Here is a 16,289-nt window from a genome sequence, read left to right as displayed (position 1 = left end):
CCGACCGCGCAGAGGCGGTCGGCCAGGTCGGCGGGGATCACGCCACGTCCCAGACCGGCTCCGGGGTCTCCACCACCTCGTTGTCGCCCCGGAACAGCACGAACCGGTCGAAGGTACGGGTGAACCAGCGGTCGTGGGTCACCGCCACGACGGTCCCCTCGAATGCGGTCAGCCCGGCCTCCAGCGCCTCCGCCGAGGCCAGGTCGAGGTTGTCGGTGGGCTCGTCGAGCAGCAGCAGCGTCGCGCCGGACAGTTCCAGCAGCAGCACCAGGAAGCGGGCCTGCTGCCCGCCCGAGAGGGTGCCGAAGCGCTGGTCGCCCTGCCCGGCCAGCTCGTAGCGGCTCAGCGCCGCCATCGCGGCGTGCCGGTCCATGCCGGCCCGGTGCTCGTCGCCGCGCCAGAGGATCTCGACGAGGGTCTTCGCCGTCAACTCCGGCCGGTCGCGGGTCTGCGAGAAGTGACCCGGGCGTACCCGCGCGCCGAGCCGGGCCACCCCGTCGTGGGCCACCGGGGCGAGCGCGGCGGCGCCGTCGACGGGGCCGTTGGCGGGGTCGGGGTCGCTGCCGCCGCGGGCCAGCAGCCGCAGGAAGTGCGACTTGCCCGTGCCGTTGGCGCCGAGCACCGCGACCCGGTCGCCGTACCAGATCTCCAGGTCGAACGGGAAGGTCAGGCCGTCGAGCTCGAGCTGCTCGCAGATGACCGCGCGCTTGCCGGTCCGCCCGCCGGTCAGCTTCATCCGGATGTCCTGGTCCTTCGGCGGTACGGGCGGCGGCCCGGCCTCCTCGAACTTGCGCAGCCGGGTCTGCGCGGCCTGGTAGCGCGACGCCATCCCGTCGTTGTACGCGGCCTTCTGCTTGTACATCAGCATCAGCTCGCGCAGCTTCTGGTGTTCCTCGTCCCACCGCTTGCGCAGCTCGTCGAGGCGGGCGTGCCGGGCCACCCGCGCGGAGTGCCAGCTGGCGAAGCCGCCCGGGTGCACCCACGCGCTGCCGCCCTCCACAGCGACCACCCGGTCGGCGGTCTGGGCGAGCAGTTCCCGGTCGTGCGAGACGTAGAGCACCGACTTGCCGGACTCGCGCAGCCGCGCCTCCAGCCAGCGCTTGCCCGGCACGTCGAGGAAGTTGTCCGGCTCGTCGAGGAGCAGCACCTCGTCGGGGCCGCGCAGCAGCAGTTCGAGGGCGAAGCGCTTCTGCTGGCCGCCGGAGAGCGTCCGGACCCCCCGTTCCCGGGCGCTGTCCCAGGGCAGGCCGAGCACGATGGTGGCGACCGTGTCGAAGAGCACCTCGGCGTCGTACCCGCCGGTCTCGCCCCAGGCCGCGAGTGCGTCCGCGTACGCCAGTTGGGCCTTGCCGGCGGCGGTGCTGTACTTGCCGCGGACCTCGGCCGCGCGCATGGCCGCCTCGGTCTCGGCCAGGCGGCGGCCGGCGTCGCGTAGCGCCGGCGGGGCCAGCGACAGCGCCAGGTCGGCCAGCGTGGACTCGTCGCCGATCATCCCGATGAACTGGCGCATGACGCCCAGCCCGCCGGCCCGCGCGATCGCGCCGGTCTGCACCGGCAGGTCGCCGGCGACCATCCGCAGCAGCGTCGTCTTGCCTGCGCCGTTGGGCCCGACCAGGGCGACCTTGGCACCCTCCCCGACGCGGAAGGACACGTCGGAGAAGAGTTCCCGGCCGTCGGGAAGGATGTGCCCGACCGCTGCCACGTCCACGTATCCCACGTCGGCATCCTGCCCGAGCAGGGGCCGGGCGGCCCAACCATTTACCGGGTGACCCGCAGCACCCGGTAGCCCTTCTGGCTGGCGTGCCGCCCCACCTGCCAGCCCTGCTCGACCAGCCAGCGCTGCAACGAGTCACCGCCGAGGTAGCGGGCCACCACCAGCCAGGCGACGCCGTCCGGGGCGAGCCGGGGCAGCCAGCGCAGCAGGATCCCGTGCAGTTCGTCCTTGCCGACGTGGATCGGCGGGTTGGACCAGATCTCGGCCAAGGTCAGGTCGGCCGGTACGTCGTCCGGCGCGGCGACGCGCACCCGGTCGGCCGCGCCGACCCGCGCCGCGTTGGCCGCGGTGAGTTCGCGGGCCCGTTCGTTGACGTCGACGGCCCACACCGTCGCCGACGGCGCGGAGCTGGCGAGCACGCAGGTGATCGGGCCGAAGCCGCAGCCGAGGTCGAGCAGGGCGCCGGTGGTCTCGGCGGACGGCAGTTCGGCCTTGCGCAGCAGCACGGCCGTGCCGGGGTCGAGGCGGGCGGCGGAGAAGACGCCGGCGGAGGAGGCCAGGGTGTAGTCGCGGCCGGCGACGGAGAACTCGACCTCGCGCGGATTGGCGGCGGTCGTGGGTTCAGCGGTGAAGTAGTGTTCGCCGGTCACGCCGGCAATTCTCGCACCGTCGCCCGGCCCGGCGGCGCGGGCCCGGGTCCACGCCGGGAAGGCGCGGCCACGGCGGCACGGTGCGAGACGACCCCGCACGCAATTTCCCCATTATTTACACCTAAAGGGACAATGCCTCCTACTCTGGGCGGCATGGTGTATCGGTACGAGTCCGATGAGGACGCATTCATGGAGTACCCGGAGCCCGGGTCCGACCGGTCGGTGCTCGGTGCCGGTCCGCCTCCCCCGGCCGGGCCCTCCCCCTCCCGCTTCCCGACGCCGTCGCTGCCCCGCGCCAACCGGCTCGTGCTGCCCTCCGCCCAGGAGCCGGTCCGCGCCGCCGCGCAGGTGTCGCCGCCGCTGACCGCCCACGCGCGGGCGCAGGCGCCGGTCGAGCCGCCCCCGCCGGCCCCGCCGCTCGCACCGGCCGGGCCTGCCGAGCCGCCCACGTCGGCGGGTCGGCAGCGGGGCGGCGGCGGCCGGCTGTGGCAGGTCGTGGTCGGCGGCGCGGCCGTCCTCGCGCTGCTCGCGCTCTGCGGCCTCGGCGCCGCCGCCCTGCTGGCCGAGCGCGACAAGAACCCGCAGGCCACGCCCACGGTCCAGCCGGAGGCGGCCGAGTCCGCCGGGGTCGAGCCGCAGGCCCTCGACTCCCGGGACACCGACCAGGCGCCGCTGACCGCCAAGGAGCTCTTTCCCGGCAGGCAGCTCGTCGTCACCGACGGCGAGCCCGCCTACCGGGTGTTGAAGACGCAGTCCAGCGCCAGCTGCGCCGTGGCGGCCACCGGTGAGGTCGCCGACCTGCTGGTCCGCCTCGGCTGCACCCAGGTGGTCCGGGCCACGCTGCGGACGTCCGACGGCGACCACCTCGTCACCACCGGGTTGTTCAACCTGACCGACCGGGCCAACGCCGAACGCGCCCGCGACCGCATCCGGCTGCTGCTCGACGAACGGGAAGGCCGGTTCCGGGGCATGGCGGCCGACGAGGACAGCGCGGCGATCGCCACCGCACCGGCCCGCGTCGGCTGGCAGGTGCGCGGCCACTACCTCGCGTACGCGGTGGTGGCCCGCAGCGACGGCGAGACGATCAGGTCCGGCGACACGAAGGCCCGGGAGATCCTCTTCGACATGATCGAGCTGCACCTCAACCGGGGCGTGCTGGAGCGCCGTGCCGCCGGCGGCACGGCCGGCCAGCCGACCGACGAGGGCGCGGGCGACACCGGCACCCAGGACGGCGAAGACTGACCGGATCGCGACGGGAACGGGTGCGTGGCCCACGGCCGCGCACCCGTTCGCGCGTACGGCCGCCGGTCCCTGCCGCCGCGCGCCCGCGGCGAGCCCGGTCACGCCCGCAGTTCGACCCGGTGCGCCCGGAGCAGGTCGAGCATCCGGTCGTGCGGGACGGCGTACTTGACCCGCCCCGCGACGCCGACGGTGGTACGCGCCATGAACAGCGAATTCAGCAGCGCCTCCTCGACGGCCTCCAGCACCGCCGCGAAGACCGGTTCCAGGTCGGACTCCGGCGCCGTCGGGGTCTGCGTGTCGGCGGTGGAGAACGCCAGGGCGTAGTCGCCACTGCCACCGGCGAAGTCCGAGCCGACGCGCGCCATGGCGAAGATGGCCCGGCGGGCGACGCGACCCAACTGACGCGCGTCGAGGCGGCCGTCCGTGGCGACCACGATGACGCAGGAGTTGCCCGGGTGCTCGGGCCGGCCGGGGCGCGCCAGGGTCGGCACCCCCACCTGCTCCGGCCGGATCGGCACCCCGGCCACCTGCAGCACGCCGGAGAAGTTGGCCTGCACCAGCACACCGACGGTGACCGTGCCGCGCGAGGTCGCGGCGCGCCGCGAGGACGTGCCGATGCCCGCCTTGAAGCCGAGCGCGGCCGTGCCCGTACCGGCGCCGACGGCGCCCTCCGCGGGCACCCCGCCGCTGGCCGCCGACAGCGCGGCGAGGACGTGCTCCGCCCGCACCGGCCGCGCCCGGATGTCGGACAGGTACCCGTCGTTGGTCTCCGCCACCACCGGGTTCAGCGACTCGACCGTCTCCCGGCCCGGCTGCGCGAGCATGTAGGTGAGCAGCGCGTCCGCGGCCCGGAACGTCGACAGCGTCGCGGTCAGCACCACGGGGGTCTCGATCTCGCCCAGCTCGGCGACCTGGGTCGCGCCGACCATCTTGCCGTGCCCGTTGCCCACGAACAGTCCCGCCGGCAGCGACCGGCGGTCGGTCAGCTGATCCGGGACGATCGCCGTCACCCCGCTGCGGATGCCGTCGCCCTCGACGAGCGTGGTGTGCCCCACCCGGACCCCGGGCACGTCGGTCACGGCGTTCAGCGGTCCCGTCGGCATCGCTCCGACGACGATGCCGAGTTCCCGGCAACGGCGAGGCTCCTGCACGGCTTCCACTCCTTCAGATCGACGATGCGCTGCCGGGCCGGCGCGCGGCCCGTGCGGGCGGGCGGTCGGGCCCGGCTCGACGATCCGGCGGCCGGGAGGCGAGCCCCGGGCGGTCAGCCCTGCACGGGTACGCGCAGCTGGCGCGTCGCCTCGGCGCGGCGGGCGTACTCGGCCGGGTCCTCGGGGTAGCCGACGGCCACCAGGGTCAGCCCGTGCGCCGGCGCCACGGTCACCTCGCTGGAGCGTTCCCGGCGGGCCAGGAGACTGCCCGGCCACTCGACCGGCCGGCGCCCGTCCCCGGCGACCAGCATGGCGCCGACGAGGCTGCGCACCATCGCCTGGCAGAACGCGTCGGCCTGCACGGTCGCCACGAGGATGCCGTCGGGGTCCCGCCGCCAGTCCAGCCGGGTCACCTCCCGCAGCGTGGTGGCGTGCTCCTTGCGCCGGCAGTACGCGGCGAAGTCGTGCTCCCCCACCAGCCCGGCGGCGGCGGCGTTCAACGCGGTCAGGTCCAGCGGCTTCGGCCAGGCCAGCACCTCGTGCCGGCGCAGCGGCTCGGCGCCCCAGGGGGCGTCGGTGACCCGGTACTCGTAGCGGCGGAAGGTGGCCGAGAACCGGGCGTCGAAGTCGGCGGGCACCTCGGTCATCGCGCGTACCCGGACGTCGGTGGGGAGCAGTCGGGCCAGGCGGCGCAGCAGCCGCCCGTCCTGCTCACGCCACACGGCGCTCGGGAGGTCGACGTGACAGACCTGCCCCGAGGCGTGCACCCCGGCGTCGGTGCGGCCCGCCACGGTCAGCCCGGTCGCCGTTCCCGCGCCGAGCACCAGGTCGAGGGTCTCCACGAGCACCCCGGCGACCGTGCGCCGCGTCGGCTGGGCGGCCCAGCCGGAGAAGCCCGACCCGTCGTACGCGACGTCCAGCCGCAGCCGGGTGCGCTCGTCCACTCGTACCTCCGCCTCACGGGGTCGGGCCCGGCACCCCACGTGGGGTGCCGGGCCCGACGGTGGCCTGGATCAGGCCTTGTCGTTCTCGCCGGCCTCGTCGCTGTCCTCGCGGGCGGCGGCGGTGTCGCCGGACGCCGACACGGGCGGCTCGGCGTCCTGGTCGCCCGAGTTCGACTTCGGGGCCTCCTCGGCCGGGGCGAGCGCCTCGACCTTGTCCTGCTGCGCGGCCTTGCGGGCGGCGGTCTTCTTGTTCGCCTTCGGCTCGGCGACCTGGAGCTCCTCGACCAGCTCGATGATCGCCATCGGCGCGTTGTCACCCTTGCGCGGACCGGTCTTCACGATCCGGGTGTAGCCACCGTTGCGGGTGGCGAACCGCGGCGCGATCTGGTCGAACAGGGCGTAGACCACGTCCTTGTCCTTGACGACGCCCAGCACCCGCCGGCGGGACGCCAGGTCGCCGCGCTTGGCCTTGGTGATGAGCTGCTCGGCCAGCGGACGCAGCCGCCGGGCCTTCGTCTCGGTGGTCTTGATCTTGCCGTGCTGGAACAGCGCGGTGGCCAGGTTGGCCAGCATCAGCCGCTCGTGCGCGGGGCTGCCGCCGAGGCGGGGGCCCTTGGTGGGCGTGGGCATGCTTGGTGCTCCTCAGGTGTGGCGGCAGCGCGGACTAGAGCTGCTCGGTCTCGCGATAGTCGTCGGTGTCGTAGTCGGCCTCGCCGAAGGCGTCCACGACGTGCGCCGGGTCGAAGTTCGGGGCCGAGTCCTTCAGCCCCAGACCCATCCCGGCGAGCTTCATCTTGACCTCGTCGATCGACTTCTGACCGAAGTTGCGGATGTCGAGGAGGTCGGCCTCGGTGCGCCCGATGAGCTCACCAACGGAGTTGATGCCCTCGCGCTTGAGGCAGTTGTAGGAGCGGACGGTCAGGTCCAGCTCCTCGATCGGCAGCGCCAGGTCGGCCGCGAGCTGGGCGTCCTGCGGGGACGGCCCGATGTCGATGCCCTCGGCGGTCTCGTCCAGCTCCCGGGCCAGGCCGAACAGCTCCACCAGCGTCGAGCCGGCGGAGGCCAGCGCGGTACGCGGGCCCATCGACGGCTTGGTCTCGACGTCGATGATCAGCCGGTCGAAGTCGGTCCGCTGCTCGACACGGGTCGCCTCGACGCGGTACGTCACCTTCAGCACCGGCGAGTAGATCGAGTCGACCGGGATCCGGCCGATCTCGGCGCCGGCCTGCTTGTTCTGGGCCGCCGTGACGTAGCCGCGACCCCGCTCGACGGTCAGCTCCATGTCGAGCCGGCCCTTGCCGTTGAGGGTGGCGAGCTTCAGGTCCGGGTTGTGCACCGAAACGCCGGCCGGCGGCTGGATGTCGCCCGCCGTCACGTCGCCCGGGCCCTGCTTGCGCAGGTACATGCTGACCGGCTCGTCGTGCTCGGAGCTGACGCAGAGCTCCTTGATGTTCATGACGAGCTCGACCACGTCCTCCTTGACACCGGGGATCGTGGTGAACTCGTGCAGCACGCCGTCGATCTTGATCGAGGTGACCGCCGCACCCGGGATCGACGACAGCAGCGTGCGCCGCAGCGAGTTGCCCAGGGTGTAGCCGAAGCCCGGCTCCAGCGGCTCGATGGTGAACCGGGACCGGGTCTCGTTGATCGACTCCTCGGAGAGAGTCGGTCGCTGGCTGATGAGCATGTCTTCTCTTCTCTTCCGGGGCGCCCGCCATATGACGCCCACGACAAACTGTTCCGGTGGCCCGCCCCGGAAGGACGGGCCACCGCAACGAGCTCCGACTACTTGGAGTAGAGCTCGACGATCAGCTGCTCCTGGACCTGCGTGTCGATGACCTGGCGGGCCGGGAGCGAGTGCACGAGCACCTTCATCTGGCTGGGGATAGCCTCCAGCCACGCCGGAACCGACTTCGAGCCGGCCTCGGCCTGCGCCACGATGAACGGGGTGAGCTCCTTGCTCTTGCCCCGGACCTCGATGATGTCGTGCTCCTTGACGCGGTACGACGGGATGTCGACCTTCTTGCCGTTCACGGTGAAGTGGCCGTGCTTGACCAGCTGGCGGGCCATGTCGCGGGACTTGGCGTAGCCGGCCCGGTAGACCACGTTGTCCAGCCGCGACTCGAGGATCTGAAGGAGAACCTCACCGGTCTTGGCCTTCTTGCCCACGGCCTCTTCGTAGTAGCCGCGGAACTGCTTCTCCAGCACGCCGTACACGCGACGGGCCTTCTGCTTCTCACGGAGCTGGAGCAGGTACTCCGTCTCCTTCGTGCGGCCACGGCCGTGCTGTCCGGGCGGGAACGGCCGGGACTCGAACGGGCACTTCGGGCCATCGCACTTGCTGCCCTTGAGGAACAGCTTCATCTTCTCCCGCCGGCAACGGCGGCAGTCAGCACCGGTGTAACGAGCCATCTCTCTCTACCTCTCAGACCCGACGACGCTTGGGCGGACGGCACCCGTTGTGCGGCTGCGGGGTGACGTCGGAGATCTGTCCGACCTCGAGACCGGCGGCCTGCAGCGAACGGATGGCGGTCTCCCGGCCGGAGCCGGGGCCCTTGACGAACACGTCGACCTTGCGCATGCCGTGCTCCATGGCCCGACGAGCGGCGGCCTCGGCGGCCAGCTGCGCGGCGAACGGAGTCGACTTGCGGGAGCCCTTGAAGCCCACCTGGCCGGACGAGGCCCAGGAGATGACCGCACCGGTCGGGTCCGTGATGGACACGATGGTGTTGTTGAAGGTGCTCTTGATGTGCGCCTGCCCGTGGGCGACGTTCTTGCGTTCCTTGCGCCGGACCTTCTTGACGGCGGCTCCGGCACGAGCCTTCGGTGGCATAAGTCTGTGCGCTCCTATTACTTCTTGCCGGGCTTCTTCTTGCCGGCGACGGTCCGCTTCGGGCCCTTCCGGGTCCGGGCGTTGGTCTTGGTCCGCTGGCCACGCACGGGCAGGCCCCGGCGGTGCCGGATGCCGGCGTAGCAGCCGATCTCGACCTTGCGGCGGATGTCAGCGGCGACCTCGCGGCGCAGGTCGCCTTCAACCTTGTAGTTGCCCTCGATGTGGTTGCGGAGCTGGACCAGCTCCTCGTCCGTGAGGTCCCGGACGCGCTTGTCCGGCGAGATGCCGGTGGCAGAGAGCGTCTCCAGGGCCCGGGTGCGACCCACGCCGAAGATGTAGGTGAGCGCGATCTCCATCCGCTTCTCGCGGGGGAGGTCGACGCCGACTAGACGTGCCATGTGCGGGCGTACTCCTCGTGATGTTCTGGCGGAGGTGTGGACCCGTCCCACCCCGCTACCGACCGTTCCGCCACCGGCGTCGTGCGCCGGCGACCGGGGACGGTCGCTGCCCGAGCGGGCCCCGGCCTCCGACCGGGGGTCAACCACGAAGAGGTACGCGCTGCGCACCGCTCGCGGCTGGAACGAGCATGTGATTCGTTGTCTGGATCTGCGGCCTGGACCGGTGTCGACCGACCGTTGTCACACGGTCGGGCGGAACTGGTTCAGCCCTGGCGCTGCTTGTGGCGCGGGTCGGTGCAGATCACCATGACCCGGCCGTGCCGGCGGATGACCCGGCACTTGTTGCAGATCCTCTTGACGCTCGGCTTGACCTTCACGGTTGCCTTACTTCCCATCTGGCCCGACGACGCGCCGAGGCGCGACACCGGACGTCGAAGACGGACACGGGGACGTCCCGGCCGTCGTCAGGCTTACTTGTAGCGGTAGACGATGCGCCCGCGGGTCAGGTCGTACGGCGAGAGTTCGACGACGACCCGGTCCTCCGGCAGGATACGGATGTAGTGCTGCCGCATCTTGCCGCTGATGTGAGCCAGCACCTTGTGGCCGTTCGCGAGCTCCACCCGGAACATGGCGTTCGGCAGGGGCTCGATGACCCGACCCTCGATCTCGATGGCTCCGTCTTTTTTCGGCATGTACTCCGCTGTCCTGACGTCGGTTACTCCGGACGGCCCACAACGTCTTACACGGGTCACCGATCAAGATCGAATGGCCCGCGCCAGCCGCGGCTCCGACTCCCACCGAAGCGCAGGGTGGGCATGCCGGAGTGGACGCTGTGCGCCGATCAGAAAGTGTACGCCCGCCTGCGGGCCGTCGCCAAACCGGCCGGAAATCGGTGCGTCGGATCGGACACAACGGGCCATTCGCCCCTCCGCGCCGGCCGCCGTACGGGCGTTTTCGCTGGACGGCCGCTATCGGTACATGCCTCCGCCCTACGGCGCGCTTCAGAAGTGGTCAGTTCCGGGCGCGTGGAGCTGCGGAAGGCACGTGGACCCGATGAACCACTGCCGCCCCAACGTCTGATACCTACCGGGCATAAAAATACCTGTGTGGTATCGAGACGCGGGGACCACACCGCAAGGCCGTCGAGGCCCGGCGCAGCCAGTCACGGTCATCAAGCAGACCTAGGCGGCCGACACCGGCCCTTGGCGCTCCTCGCCGGCGGCCGGCAGTTCCCCGCCCGAGATCCGGCGGTCCTCCTCGGCGGCCGGCAGGGCCTGCTCCGGATCCCGGGTGTTCCCCTCGGCGGCAGCCAGCTCCCGCTTGCGCGCCCGCTTCGCCCGCCGGCGCTCGCGCCGCCGCTCCCGCTGCTCGGCCTGCCGCTGCGGCTCCCCGCCGACGAGCCCGGCAACCGTGCGCACCAGGAGCACCCCTCCCCACGGCCCGGCCACCCAGGCGGGCCAGAAGTAGAGCAGATCCGTGGAGAGCGCGGACGTCACCGCCCAGACGGTCACCACGATCGCGATCACCCGCAGGTACGGCAGCCAGACCTCGGCCAACCACCGGGCCGTCAGCGACGACGACCGGGCACCTTCCGGCCGCGCGGGGACGGCGTCCGACGGCGCGGGGACGGCGTCCGACCTCGTGGCGAGCTCCGACGCCGCCGGAGCCGCCGGCGCCGGCAGGTCGGTCACCAGCGCGTCCAACTCGCCGTACGTACGCGAGGCGTACGTACGTTGCAACCGCTCGTCGTACTCGTGCAGGTCCAGCCGGCCCTCGTCGACGGCCACCCGCAGCCGCTCCGCCACGGCCTGGCGGTCGGCGTCGGCGGCCCGCATCCCGTCGCGTCCCTCCATGCCCGCAAGCATGCCACCGCCCCTCCACCCGGGGCCTGCCGCTCCGGGCGGCCCGGGTGCCGCTCCGGGCGGCCCGGGTGCCGGCCCGGACAGCTCGGGTGCCGGCCCGGGCGGCGGATCGGGGCTCAGCGCGCGGGCGAGTCGGCCGGCTGGCGGGAGGTGACCAGCTCGCCCAGCCGGGCGCGTCCGCCGTCCGGCGCGGTCAGCACCCAGACGCCGTCCGGAAGCAGCGCCATCGTGTGCTCGACGTGCACCGCCATCGACCGGTCCCGGGTGATCACGGTCCAGCCGTCGGAGAGTTCGACCGTCCGGGGCGAGCCCATCGTGATCATCGGCTCGATGGCCAGCGCCATGCCCGGCACCAGGCGCGGGCCCTTGCCAGGCCGCCCGTGGTTGAGCACGTGCGGGTCCTGGTGCATCTCGGTGCCGATGCCGTGCCCGCCGTAGCCGTCGACGATGCCGTACCGCCCGCCCTTGCGGACCGCGTTCTCCACGGCGTGCGAGATGTCGGTGAGCCGGCCCTTGCCGCTGGCCGCGCCGCGGGCCGCCGCCGCGATGCCCGCCCACATGGCGTCCTCGGCGACCGACGCCATCTTCAGCAGCGCCGGGTCGACCTCGCCCACGCCGGCGGTGATGGCAGCGTCGCCGTGCCAGCCGTCGAGCACGGCACCGCAGTCGATGGAAATCAGGTCGCCGTCGCGGAGCACCTGCTGCGCCGACGGGATCGCGTGCACGACCTGCTCGTTGACGGACGAGCAGATCGACGCGGGGAAGCCGTGGTAGCCCTTGAACGAGGGGACGGCACCCGCCTCGCGGATGGTCGACTCGGCGATGGCGTCCAGGTCGGCGGTGCTGACCCCGGGGGCGACCGCCTCCCGCATCCGACGCAGCGCCTCGGCCACCACCAGCCCGGCGGCGCGCATCTTCTCGATCTGGTCAGGGGTCTTCAGCTGGATGTCCAGCTGGGGACGACGCATGGAGCCGTTACCTTTCGTTGCCGATGCCGATGCCGAAGAGCGGGGCACGTCGCACGTACCCCGCTCTTCGCACTCTATCCGCCGGGACCCGGCGGGACGTCAGCCGCCGTACGACCGCAGGGCGTCGATGGCGCGGACCGTGACGTCCTCCACCGGGCCGGTGGCGTCGATGCCCACCAGCTTGCCCTGGGCGCCGTAGTAGTCGACCAACGGCGCGGTCTTGTCCGCGTACTCCCGCAGGCGGGTGGCGATGGTCTCCGGCTTGTCGTCGTCGCGCTGGAACAGCTCGGCGCCGCACCGGTCGCAGATGCCCTCGCGCGAGGTGGCGTCGAACTCGACGTGCCAGATCTTGCCGCAGCCCCGGCAGGTGCGCCGACCGGAGAGCCGCCGGATCACCTCGTCGTCGTCGACGACCAGCTCCAGCACCAGGTCCAGCGCGGTGCCGAGGTCGGCGAGGAGCTTGTCCAGCGCGGCGGCCTGCGGCGTGGTCCGCGGGAAGCCGTCGAGCAGGAAGCCCTCCGAGGCGTCCGGCTCGGCGAGCCGCTCCCGCACCATGTTGATGGTGACCTCGTCGGGCACCAGCTCGCCGGCGTCCATGTAGCGCTTCGCCTCGACGCCGAGCGGGGTGCCCTGCGAGACGTTCGACCGGAAGATGTCACCGGTCGAGATCTTCGGGACCGAGAGGTGCGCGGCGATGAACTCGGCCTGCGTACCCTTGCCCGCACCCGGCGGGCCAACCAGAACGAGTCTCATCTACCGCAGGAACCCTTCGTAGTTCCGCTGCATGAGTTGGCTCTCGATCTGCTTCGTGGTCTCCAGACCGACGCCGACCATGATCAGCACAGCGGTGCCGCCGAACGGGAAGTTCAGGTACTGCTGCTTGTCCAGCCAGATGAAGAAGAAGTTCGGCAGGATCGAGATGATGCCCAGGTAGAGGGCGCCGGGCAGCGTGATCCGGCTGAGGATGAAGTCGAGGTAGTCGGCGGTCGGCTTGCCGGGGCGGATGCCCGGCACGAAGCCGCCGTACTTCTTCATGTTGTCCGCGACCTCGGTCGGGTTGAACGTGATCGAGACGTAGAAGTAGGTGAAGAAGATGATCAGCAGGAAGTAGACCGCGATGTAGATCGGGCTGGTCGGGTCGACCAGGTTGTTCTGGATCCACGTCTGGGTCTTGCCCGGGTCGTTCTGGTCGAAGAACTGCAGCGCCAGCTGGGGCAGGTAGAGCAGCGACGAGCCGAAGATGACCGGGATGACACCCGCCTGGTTGACCTTGAGCGGGATGTAGGTCGAGGTGCCGCCGTACATCCGCCGGCCGATCATGCGCTTGGCGTACTGCACCGGGATGCGGCGCTGCGCCTGCTCGATGAAGGTGACCGCGGTGATGACCACCAGGACCAGCGCGATGACGAGCAGGAACTTGCCCCAGCCGCCCGTCTGCTTGATCTGCCAGCCCTCGCTGGGCAGCCGGGCGGCGATCGAGGTGAAGATCAGGACGGACATGCCGTTGCCGACGCCCCGGTCGGTGATCAGCTCGCCGAGCCACATCACCACGCCGGTGCCGGCGGTCATCGTCATGACCAGGAGGCTCAGGGTCAGCCAGTCCGGGATCCCGGTCCCCTCAGGGATGATCGGGAACTGGTCGCACTGGTTGTTGAAGAGCTGCCCGGAGCGGGCCAGCGCCACGAACGCCGACGCCTGGAGGACACCCAGACCCAGGGTCAGGTAGCGGGTGTACTGGGTGATCTTCGCCTGGCCGGACTGGCCCTCCTTGCGGAGCTGCTCCAGCCGGGGGATCACCACGGTCAGCAGCTGCAGGATGATCGACGCGGTGATGTAGGGCATGATGCCCAGCGCGAAGACCGAGAGCTGCAGCAGCGCTCCGCCGGAGAAGAGGTTGAGCAGGTTCATCACGCCGGTGGAGCCGTTCTCCATGGCGTCGATGCACTTCTGGACGTTGCCGTACGAGACACCCGGGCTGGGCAGCGTCGCCCCGAGCCGGTAGACCGCGATGATGCCTACTGTGAACAGCAGCTTCTTGCGCAGGTCAGGCGTACGGAACGCACTGAGAAAGGCGGACAGCAACTTCTTCCTCCTGCGCGAGGCGGGCCGCCGGTGATCCCTGGCGGGGCGGGTGGGTGCCGGGCGAGTGCCCGATATCCATGGCTGGGAAGGGACTCTAACAGCCCGATCCCGGTCCGGGCAGATGTGCCCGGCTACATAAACCGAATCCGATGTTACCCGGCGCACACATGCCAGGCAGACCATGGCGCCCGCCCAGTTTCGACAACTGAGCGGGCGCCACGGGTCGTACAGCCCTTACAGCTCGGTGACCGAGCCACCGGCGGCGGTGATCTTCTCCTTGGCCGACGCGCTGAACGCGTGCGCCGACACATGGAGAGCGACCCCGCCCAGGTCCCCCGTGCCGAGGACCTTGACCGGGTGGCCCTTGCGGACCGCGCCGGCCTCGACCAGCTCGACGGGGCCGACCTGGCCGCCGTTCGGGAACAGTTCGGCGAGCCGGTCCAGGTTGACCACCTGGAAGACCACCTTGAACTTGTTCTTGAAGCCCTTCATCTTCGGCAGGCGCATGTGGATGGGCATCTGCCCACCCTCGAACGCCGCCGAGATGTTCTTGCGGGCCTTGGAGCCCTTGGTACCGCGACCGGCGGTCTTGCCCTTGGAGCCCTCACCGCGACCCACACGGGTCTTCGCGGTCTTGGCACCGGGCGCCGGGCGCAGGTGGTGGACCTTGATCGTCATTACTCGACCTCCTCGACCTTCACGAGGTGGTTGACCGTGAAGATCATGCCGCGGATCTCCGGACGGTCCTCCTTGACCACCACGTCGTTGATCCGCTTGAGACCGAGCGAACGCAGCGAGTCACGCTGGTTCTGCTTGGTCCCGATCTCGGACCGGACCTGGGTGACCTTCAGGCGAGCCATCAGGAAGCCACCCCCGCCCGCGACGCCAGCATGGCGGCCGGCGCGACGTCCTCGACCGGCAGACCACGACGGGCGGCGACGGCCTCGGGGGACTCGAGCCCCTTCAGCGCCGCCACGGTGGCGTGCACGATGTTGATCGGGTTCGACGAACCGAGGCTCTTGGAGAGCACGTCGTGGATACCCGCGCACTCCAGCACGGCGCGCACCGGACCACCGGCGATGACACCCGTACCGGCGGAAGCCGGCTTGAGCAGCACCACGCCGGCCGCCGCCTCACCCGTCACCGGGTGCGGGATGGACGAGGCGATGCGCGGCACCTTGAAGAAGTGCTTCTTGGCCTCCTCGACGCCCTTGGCGATCGCCGCGGGCACCTCCTTGGCCTTTCCGTAGCCCACACCGACGGTGCCGTCGCCGTCGCCCACGATCACCAGGGCGGTGAAGCTGAAGCGACGACCACCCTTCACGACCTTGGCGACGCGGTTGATCGCGACGACCCGCTCGAGGTGCGGGGTCTTCTCGACGGGCGCGTTTCCGCGGCCGCCCTCACGGCGGTTGTCGCGGCGACCACCCTCGTTGCCACCGGACCCGCCGCCACGGCGCTGTTGACCTGGCATCAGCAGCCTTCCTTCTCTCTCGTGACGGGGTTTCTAGAACTCGAGCCCGGCTTCGCGGGCGGCGTCGGCAAGCGCGGCGACCCGCCCCGCGTACCGGTTGCCACCGCGGTCGAAGACGACCTTGGAGACGCCGGCGGCCTTGGCCCGCTCGGCGAGCAGCGCGCCGACCTTGCCGGCCAGGGCGCTCTTGTCGCCCTCCGTGCCGCGCAGCGAGGCGTCCAGGGTCGAGGCCGACGCCAGGGTGTGCCCCTTGGTGTCGTCCACGATCTGGGCGACGATGTGCCGCAGGGAGCGGGTGACCACGAGGCGGGGACGCTCGGCGGTGCCGCTGACGTTCTTGCGGACCCGGAAGTGCCGGCGCGCACGCCCGACGGCACGCTTGGCGGCGACGCCGCGGCGGCGCTTGAGCAGCGTGGCGCTCACTTCTTACCTGCCTTTCCAGCCTTGCGGCGGATGACCTCGCCCTGGTACTTCACGCCCTTGCCCTTGTAGGGCTCCGGCGGGCGGATCTTCCGGATGTTGGCGGCAACCTCACCGACGAGCTGCTTGTCGATGCCGGCCACGTGGAACAGCGTCGGCTTCTCCACCGTGAAGGTGATGCCGTCCGGCGCCGGCACGTGCACCGGGTGCGAGAACCCGAGCGCGAACTCCAGGTCCTTGCCCTTGGCGGTCACGCGGTAACCGGTGCCGGCGATCTCCAGGCTCTTGCGGTAGCCCTCGGTGACGCCGACGATCATGTTGGCGACCAGGGTACGGCTGAGGCCGTGCAGTTCCTTGGCCTTGCGCTCGTCGTTCGGGCGGTTGACGCTCAGCTGCCCGTCCTCGGCCCGGTCGATCGTGATCGGCTCGGCCAGGGTGTGCGAGAGCTCGCCCTTCGGGCCCTTGACCTTGACGGTCTGCCCGTCGATCGTGATGTCGACGCCGGCTGGCACCGGGATCGACTTACGTCCAATACGCGACATTTCTACCTG

Annotated in this window: 21 protein-coding genes; 1 reads left to right on the top strand and 20 read right to left on the bottom strand. The window is 71.2% G+C overall.

The annotated features are described in order from the left end of the window. Positions 1–37: 37 nt before the first annotated feature. Both GA0070610_RS01640 and GA0070610_RS01635 read right to left on the bottom strand, forming a co-directional pair. Complete coding sequence (locus tag GA0070610_RS01640) at positions 38–1,717, bottom strand: ABC-F family ATP-binding cassette domain-containing protein (protein ID WP_088998372.1); 1,680 nt, start codon at positions 1,715–1,717, stop codon at positions 38–40. A gap of 41 nt (positions 1,718–1,758) precedes the next feature. Beyond that, positions 1,759–2,364 carry a class I SAM-dependent methyltransferase gene (locus tag GA0070610_RS01635; RefSeq protein WP_088998371.1) on the bottom strand — a complete coding sequence of 202 codons (606 nt, stop codon included), beginning with the start codon at positions 2,362–2,364 and terminating at the stop codon, positions 1,759–1,761. Between the two features lie 189 nt (positions 2,365–2,553). On the opposite strand from GA0070610_RS01635, the gene GA0070610_RS01630 reads away from it, so the two are divergent. Then, complete coding sequence (locus GA0070610_RS01630; RefSeq protein WP_231925874.1) at positions 2,554–3,606, top strand: hypothetical protein; 1,053 nt, start codon at positions 2,554–2,556, stop codon at positions 3,604–3,606. A gap of 98 nt (positions 3,607–3,704) precedes the next feature. Here the strand turns inward: GA0070610_RS01630 and GA0070610_RS01625 are convergent, their stop codons facing one another. The 18 genes from GA0070610_RS01625 to rplF form a co-directional block, all read right to left on the bottom strand. Beyond that, on the bottom strand, positions 3,705–4,757 hold the full coding sequence (locus GA0070610_RS01625; protein WP_231925873.1) for a P1 family peptidase: 1,053 nt from the start codon (positions 4,755–4,757) through the stop codon (positions 3,705–3,707). A gap of 113 nt (positions 4,758–4,870) precedes the next feature. Beyond that, the gene (gene truA, locus GA0070610_RS01620) at positions 4,871–5,701 is read right to left on the bottom strand and encodes a tRNA pseudouridine(38-40) synthase TruA (RefSeq protein ID WP_088998368.1); all 831 of its coding nucleotides are present in this window, start codon (positions 5,699–5,701) and stop codon (positions 4,871–4,873) included. 69 nt (positions 5,702–5,770) lie between these two features. Further along, entirely contained in the window at positions 5,771–6,331 is a 561-nt protein-coding gene (rplQ, locus tag GA0070610_RS01615; RefSeq protein WP_088998367.1) for a 50S ribosomal protein L17, read from the bottom strand. A 34-nt stretch (positions 6,332–6,365) separates the two neighbouring features. After that, complete coding sequence (locus GA0070610_RS01610; protein WP_013735931.1) at positions 6,366–7,388, bottom strand: DNA-directed RNA polymerase subunit alpha; 1,023 nt, start codon at positions 7,386–7,388, stop codon at positions 6,366–6,368. 98 nt (positions 7,389–7,486) lie between these two features. Further along, positions 7,487–8,113 carry a 30S ribosomal protein S4 gene (gene rpsD, locus GA0070610_RS01605; RefSeq protein ID WP_088998366.1) on the bottom strand — a complete coding sequence of 209 codons (627 nt, stop codon included), beginning with the start codon at positions 8,111–8,113 and terminating at the stop codon, positions 7,487–7,489. Between the two features lie 13 nt (positions 8,114–8,126). Continuing rightward, the gene (gene rpsK / locus GA0070610_RS01600) at positions 8,127–8,534 is read right to left on the bottom strand and encodes a 30S ribosomal protein S11 (protein ID WP_014440747.1); all 408 of its coding nucleotides are present in this window, start codon (positions 8,532–8,534) and stop codon (positions 8,127–8,129) included. Between the two features lie 17 nt (positions 8,535–8,551). Continuing rightward, complete coding sequence (gene rpsM, locus GA0070610_RS01595) at positions 8,552–8,932, bottom strand: 30S ribosomal protein S13 (RefSeq protein WP_088998365.1); 381 nt, start codon at positions 8,930–8,932, stop codon at positions 8,552–8,554. Positions 8,933–9,195: 263 nt separating this feature from the next. Then, a complete protein-coding gene (rpmJ, locus tag GA0070610_RS01590) occupies positions 9,196–9,309 on the bottom strand; it encodes a 50S ribosomal protein L36 (RefSeq protein ID WP_012184307.1) in 114 nt (37 codons plus the stop codon). Between the two features lie 93 nt (positions 9,310–9,402). Next, a complete protein-coding gene (gene infA / locus GA0070610_RS01585) occupies positions 9,403–9,624 on the bottom strand; it encodes a translation initiation factor IF-1 (protein ID WP_007073013.1) in 222 nt (73 codons plus the stop codon). A 489-nt stretch (positions 9,625–10,113) separates the two neighbouring features. Then, positions 10,114–10,785 carry a DUF1707 SHOCT-like domain-containing protein gene (locus GA0070610_RS01580; protein WP_231925872.1) on the bottom strand — a complete coding sequence of 224 codons (672 nt, stop codon included), beginning with the start codon at positions 10,783–10,785 and terminating at the stop codon, positions 10,114–10,116. A gap of 125 nt (positions 10,786–10,910) precedes the next feature. Then, on the bottom strand, positions 10,911–11,762 hold the full coding sequence (map, locus tag GA0070610_RS01575; RefSeq protein ID WP_088998364.1) for a type I methionyl aminopeptidase: 852 nt from the start codon (positions 11,760–11,762) through the stop codon (positions 10,911–10,913). Between the two features lie 99 nt (positions 11,763–11,861). Further along, a complete protein-coding gene (locus tag GA0070610_RS01570) occupies positions 11,862–12,515 on the bottom strand; it encodes an adenylate kinase (RefSeq protein WP_088998363.1) in 654 nt (217 codons plus the stop codon). Next, entirely contained in the window at positions 12,516–13,844 is a 1,329-nt protein-coding gene (gene secY, locus GA0070610_RS01565) for a preprotein translocase subunit SecY (RefSeq protein WP_088998362.1), read from the bottom strand. A gap of 234 nt (positions 13,845–14,078) precedes the next feature. Next, the gene (rplO, locus tag GA0070610_RS01560) at positions 14,079–14,522 is read right to left on the bottom strand and encodes a 50S ribosomal protein L15 (RefSeq protein ID WP_088998361.1); all 444 of its coding nucleotides are present in this window, start codon (positions 14,520–14,522) and stop codon (positions 14,079–14,081) included. Continuing rightward, positions 14,522–14,704: a 50S ribosomal protein L30 gene (gene rpmD / locus GA0070610_RS01555; RefSeq protein ID WP_012015110.1), complete on the bottom strand. Its 183-nt coding sequence runs from the start codon at positions 14,702–14,704 to the stop codon at positions 14,522–14,524. The genes rplO and rpmD overlap by 1 nt, the downstream gene beginning before the upstream one ends. Beyond that, positions 14,704–15,318, bottom strand: coding sequence for a 30S ribosomal protein S5 (gene rpsE / locus GA0070610_RS01550; RefSeq protein ID WP_007073019.1), 615 nt, complete (start codon positions 15,316–15,318; stop codon positions 14,704–14,706). The genes rpmD and rpsE overlap by 1 nt, the downstream gene beginning before the upstream one ends. Before the next feature lie 33 nt (positions 15,319–15,351). Next, positions 15,352–15,741 carry a 50S ribosomal protein L18 gene (rplR, locus tag GA0070610_RS01545; RefSeq protein WP_088998360.1) on the bottom strand — a complete coding sequence of 130 codons (390 nt, stop codon included), beginning with the start codon at positions 15,739–15,741 and terminating at the stop codon, positions 15,352–15,354. Continuing rightward, entirely contained in the window at positions 15,738–16,280 is a 543-nt protein-coding gene (rplF, locus tag GA0070610_RS01540; RefSeq protein ID WP_088998359.1) for a 50S ribosomal protein L6, read from the bottom strand. Before rplF ends, rplR begins: the two co-directional genes overlap by 4 nt. Positions 16,281–16,289: the final 9 nt, after the last annotated feature.

The organism is Micromonospora echinofusca (assembly GCF_900091445.1).
Classification (GTDB): domain Bacteria; phylum Actinomycetota; class Actinomycetes; order Mycobacteriales; family Micromonosporaceae; genus Micromonospora; species Micromonospora echinofusca.
The sequence above is the reverse complement of the archived record's forward strand: the minus strand, read 5'-3'. Positions and strand labels throughout refer to the sequence as shown.